The sequence below is a fragment of the Caballeronia sp. genome, assembly GCF_049581465.1.
Taxonomy (GTDB): Bacteria; Pseudomonadota; Gammaproteobacteria; order Burkholderiales; family Burkholderiaceae; genus Caballeronia.
The window spans coordinates 1-4,488 of the sequence record NZ_JBAUSA010000755.1; the positions used below are offsets into that span (position 1 = coordinate 1).

Consider the following 4,488-nt stretch of genomic DNA (forward strand, 5'->3'; position numbering starts at 1 on the left):
TAGTCGAATCGACATCATCATCCTCCATGCGGTAGGTACGACAACGTAGTACCGCCGCTGAGGAAGCGACGGCTCCTGGCTGCTTGAATTGTAGTCAAGTTCATGCAGGAAAGATGACTTAAAGCCGAGCGGGGCGGCCGGGCAAGGTCAAAATTTACTTGTAAGCCGATGCGCGCAAGTGTTTGAGACCGGTTGCTCGCCGCATCGTCAGGTTGCATCAAACCGTTGATCTAATTAACGCCCGACGAATATCAAACGATAGACACGGTGGTCGATCGCCCCGTCAGCAGGAAGTGAATCAGCGCGAGCGCTGGAAAAGTCGTTCCCGCGATTGCAACCCACAACCATCCGCCATGCTCATACAGCACGCTCGCAAGCGCTGAACCCACCGCACCGCCAATGAAAATGCTCGTCATGTAAAGCGCATTCAGGCGATTTCGGCTAGCGGCATGAAGTGCATAGATCTCGCGCTGTCCAAGGACCGTCGCGCGTTGCTGGCCATCGCGATCCAGCATCAGCGCGCTGACAGCATCGGTCGACATCTTGCGATACCACACCCAGTTCCATCGCCGCTTGCCTCGCTCGATCGCACCTTCTTCGCCTGGTACGAGATACACGAGGATCAGATGTGACTCACCTTGCTGGAAAGTGAAGCGATCTCGCAACAGGTCCGATGCTCCAGCAGGCAAGTCATTTTCTTCGACCAGGCCGCGCCACGCTATATAACCGGCGTAGGTCGGCTCGACGGCCGGCAAAAGCTGAGCTCGCACACTTGAGCTCGGGCCATCGGCCCCAATCAGGATGTCGCCTTCTTCTACACGGCCACTCTCGAAATGCGCGGTGACGCGTGCATTGGTCTGCTCGAAGCGAGTGAACCGTTCCCCCGCGTGCACCACGCCCGCCGGTAACGCCTGCTTCATCGTGTTATAGATCAGGCTCCATGACGTCTGGGTCTGGGGCATGAAGAATTGCTCGACGATGCGATCGTCCTGGCCAAGGTAAATCCGGTCGCCCGAGTCCACGCCGGAATGCGCGGGCAGGTCCACGCCCGCGAATTTGAACGCAGCGAGCACGTCGGGCTGAAGGACGATGCCACCGCCGCGACTATCCAACTCGTTCGGCGATTGTTCAAAGACGTCGACCGAGTACCCGATCGCGCGCAGCGCGGTCGCGCTGAATAGTCCGCTGAGCGAACCACCAATGATGATGGCGTGAGCCTTCTTGTCTTGCGTCATCGAACCCTCCTGCGGATTGGAACGCGACTCGTTTTCGGGCGAACGAGCGCAATGCATTCAGTGTACCGACGGTGTTTCAAGACTTCAGAAACGGCACCGCATGAACTCGAATGCGCGCTCACCCCTCCAGTGATCATTCGATAAATACTAATGAGAATTCGCAGAGGGCGCAAGTTCACCAGGGTCTCCTGGCGAGCGAACGGCCTCCTGAGAACCTCGCTCACCCCAGGTTTTACGCGGCCGAGCGGGTGCCTTTGCACGCGTCGCAACGGTACGTTGCACCGCAAGTGGATTCCTCTAGCGCGCGACTAGGCCTACCTTTAAGTCCATCAACCCGCCGACAGCCTGAACCCTGATTTATCGGAGAACCACCATGACCCAACATCTTTTCAGCCCACTGCAAGTGGGCCAGATCTCGCTCGATCACCGCGTCGCAATGGCTCCGCTCACGCGGTCCCGTGCAGGCCAGCCCGGCAACGTGCCGACCCCGTTGAACGTCGAGTACTACCGGCAGCGAGCCAGCGCTGCACTGATCATCAGCGAAGCCACGCAAATCTCGCAACAAGGGCAGGGCTATGCCTGGACCCCGGGTATTCATAGTAAGGAGCAAATCGAAGGCTGGAAAGCAGTGAGTCATGCGGTGCATGCCGAAGGCGGCACGATCTTCCTGCAACTGTGGCATGTCGGTCGCGTTTCGCATCCGGTTTTCCAGCCTGACGGAGTGTTGCCCGTCGCCCCCACCGCGATGCCCGTTCCCGGCAAGACTTTCATTCTCGACGAACACGGCAATGGCGTCTGGGGCGACGTGCCCGTGCCGCAGGAACTGACCCTTGCGGGTATTCACGAGATTGTCGAGGACTATCGACGCGCCGCGCGCAACGCACTGACGGCCGGGATGGACGGTGTCGAAATTCACGCGGGCAACGGCTATCTGCTGGATCAGTTCATCAACACCAGTAGCAACCAGCGCCAGGATATCTATGGAGGCAACATTGAAAACCGCGCCCGTTTGCTGCTTGAGGTCGTAGAGGCAGTCAGCGACGAAGTCGGTGCGCAAAGGGTAGGCGTTCGCTTGACGCCGATGGGCCGATTCATGGGCATGGGAGACGCCACGCCTGAGGCAACCTTCGGCTATATCGCCAGAAAGCTCAACGACTGGAATCTGGCTTATCTCCACCTGGTGGAACCGGCCATTGTGGGCACGGTGAAAGACGAGCAGTTCGATCCGCGCTGGGACGCCATCATCAAGCTGCTGCGCGACGAATATCGGGGTGTGCTCATGCTCGCCGGCGGCTACGACCGCGAGAGCGCCGAGCAGGCATTAGCCAGTGGTCGCGCCGATATCATCGCATTCGGACGACCGTTCATTTCCAACCCGGATTTGCCTGCGCGTCTGCGAGCGGATCTGCCGCTCAACCCCGCCGACGGCACCACGTTCTTTGGCGGAAATGCCGAGGGATATACCGACTACCCGGCGCTGGCGTAATAGTGGCATAAGCGTCGCCGCCTATTTGCGGGTGCATCCACTGGCTAGCTAGCCGCCTCTCACCTAGCCAGCGGAGATCAATCTTTGTATGATGCACCCCACTATATTGGGTCAGCGACAGGTCATGCCGAAGAGAAAAAGCCCCGTTGAAGAAGTCGCGCGTGACATTCAGGCTCAAGTTCAGGCTAAGGAAACTCTGGTGCCCGGAACTCGACGGCTTGCGCCAGAGGTGCGGGAGCGACAGATCGTGCAAAAGGCAATCGAGCATTTTGCAACCCACGGTTTCTCCGGAAGCACGCGTGAGCTGGCCCGCCAACTTGGCGTGACGCAACCACTGCTCTACCGGTACTTTCCCAGCAAGGAAGCGCTGATCGACCGTGTCTATGACGAGGTTTACCGCTGGGACGCCGGATGGGAAAGGGTTATCAGGGACCGATCCCTACCCATTCTGGAACGCATGGTGAAGTTCTATACGGCCTACGCACATGTCATCCTTCGACGCGAATGGATTCGAATCTTCATTTTCGCAGGACTCACTCGCGAAGGCATTAATTCGAAGTACCTCGCTCGCTTACGCGAGCGCGTCTTTCTTCCCGTCATGGAGGAGATTCGCGAAGCGTACGGGCTGGCCGCACCGTCGGACGCCAAAGGACGCGAAATCGAGCTCGAACTCATTTGGAGCCTGCACGCAAGCATCTTTTATGTCGGCGTCCGGAAATGGATTTACGGGCTTCCCGTCTCGGACGACATCGACGCCCACGTCGAACGCCAGGTTGTCGCCTTCCTGAATGGCACGCCCGACGCGCTCAAGAGCATTTCACGAGTACCGGCGAGCAAGAAACCCAGGGCGCGAAAAGCCTGAACACAACGTCCTACGTACGATACTGCGACCGCCAAGCCGATGTGACCCCGCAAACTTCGGCCGCTCGCGTTGCGGCGCGCATTGACTTATTGCTGCTACAGTAAGCAGTAAGTAGTCGGGAACAAATTACACGCGACTGCTAACCTAATAGACCTGGGTCATGACGGCGTAATCCGCACCTGATCGACCACACGGGCATAGGGGTCGCCGACACCTCGGGGACGGCCATGAAGCCGACAGCGCGCACCGCTGGGGCACCACTCGTCCGACGCAACCGCAAAGCGCCCTCACAACCTTTAACCAGGCTGCGCCCAGTGAATCTATGAAAGTTATCATCGCCGGAGGATCGATTGCTGGTCTAGCGAGCGCGCTGACACTCAGTTGCGTCGGACACGACGTGCATGTCTATGAGCGCTCCGACAAACCCCTGCGCGGAAGAGGCGGGGGCGTCGTGGTATTGCGCCATATGCTCAAATTCCTCGAACAGCACGGCCACACCACCCAGCAGATGATCAGCGTGCCGACGGTCCTCAGGCGCCGAATAGACATTTCCGGCTTCGCGCTAAGCGAGGAGCGGGAGACGTTGCCGTTCTCCTCGTGGGACACGGTGTATCGCTCACTCTGTGCAATGTTGCCGAAGGACAGGATTTCGTACGGCCAGGAAGTCACGGGTTTCACTGAGTGCAGCGCTGGCATCGAAGTCCACCTTAATAATGAGCGAAGCTTGACCGCCGACGTTCTTATCGCGGCGGACGGCGGCGGCTCCCGCACTCGCGCGAAGCTTTTCCCGCAGCACGAATCACAGTTCGCGGGCTACGTCGCGTGGCGAGGGATTGTCGACGAGTCGGCTTTCTCGCCCATGGCGATCGAAACGCTCGTGAATAACTTCACGATGTTTCCAGAGC

Annotated in this window: 4 protein-coding genes; 3 read left to right on the top strand and 1 reads right to left on the bottom strand. The window is 58.9% G+C overall.

Annotation, left to right across the window (positions count from 1 at the left end; all coding sequences use genetic code 11):
- Window positions 1-251: 251 nt before the first annotated feature.
- Entirely contained in the window at window positions 252-1,235 is a 984-nt protein-coding gene (locus WCA53_RS18665) for an FAD-dependent monooxygenase (RefSeq protein WP_423913867.1), read from the bottom strand.
- A gap of 373 nt (window positions 1,236-1,608) precedes the next feature.
- On the opposite strand from WCA53_RS18665, the gene WCA53_RS18670 reads away from it, so the two are divergent.
- The 3 genes from WCA53_RS18670 to WCA53_RS18680 all read left to right on the top strand — a co-directional run.
- Window positions 1,609-2,721 carry an alkene reductase gene (locus WCA53_RS18670; RefSeq protein WP_423913869.1) on the top strand — a complete coding sequence of 371 codons (1,113 nt, stop codon included), beginning with the start codon at window positions 1,609-1,611 and terminating at the stop codon, window positions 2,719-2,721.
- A 124-nt stretch (window positions 2,722-2,845) separates the two neighbouring features.
- On the top strand, window positions 2,846-3,583 hold the full coding sequence (locus tag WCA53_RS18675) for a TetR/AcrR family transcriptional regulator (protein WP_423913871.1): 738 nt from the start codon (window positions 2,846-2,848) through the stop codon (window positions 3,581-3,583).
- A gap of 322 nt (window positions 3,584-3,905) precedes the next feature.
- Window positions 3,906-4,488: FAD-dependent monooxygenase (locus tag WCA53_RS18680; RefSeq protein ID WP_423913874.1), on the top strand; the 583-nt coding region annotated here is incomplete at its 3' end.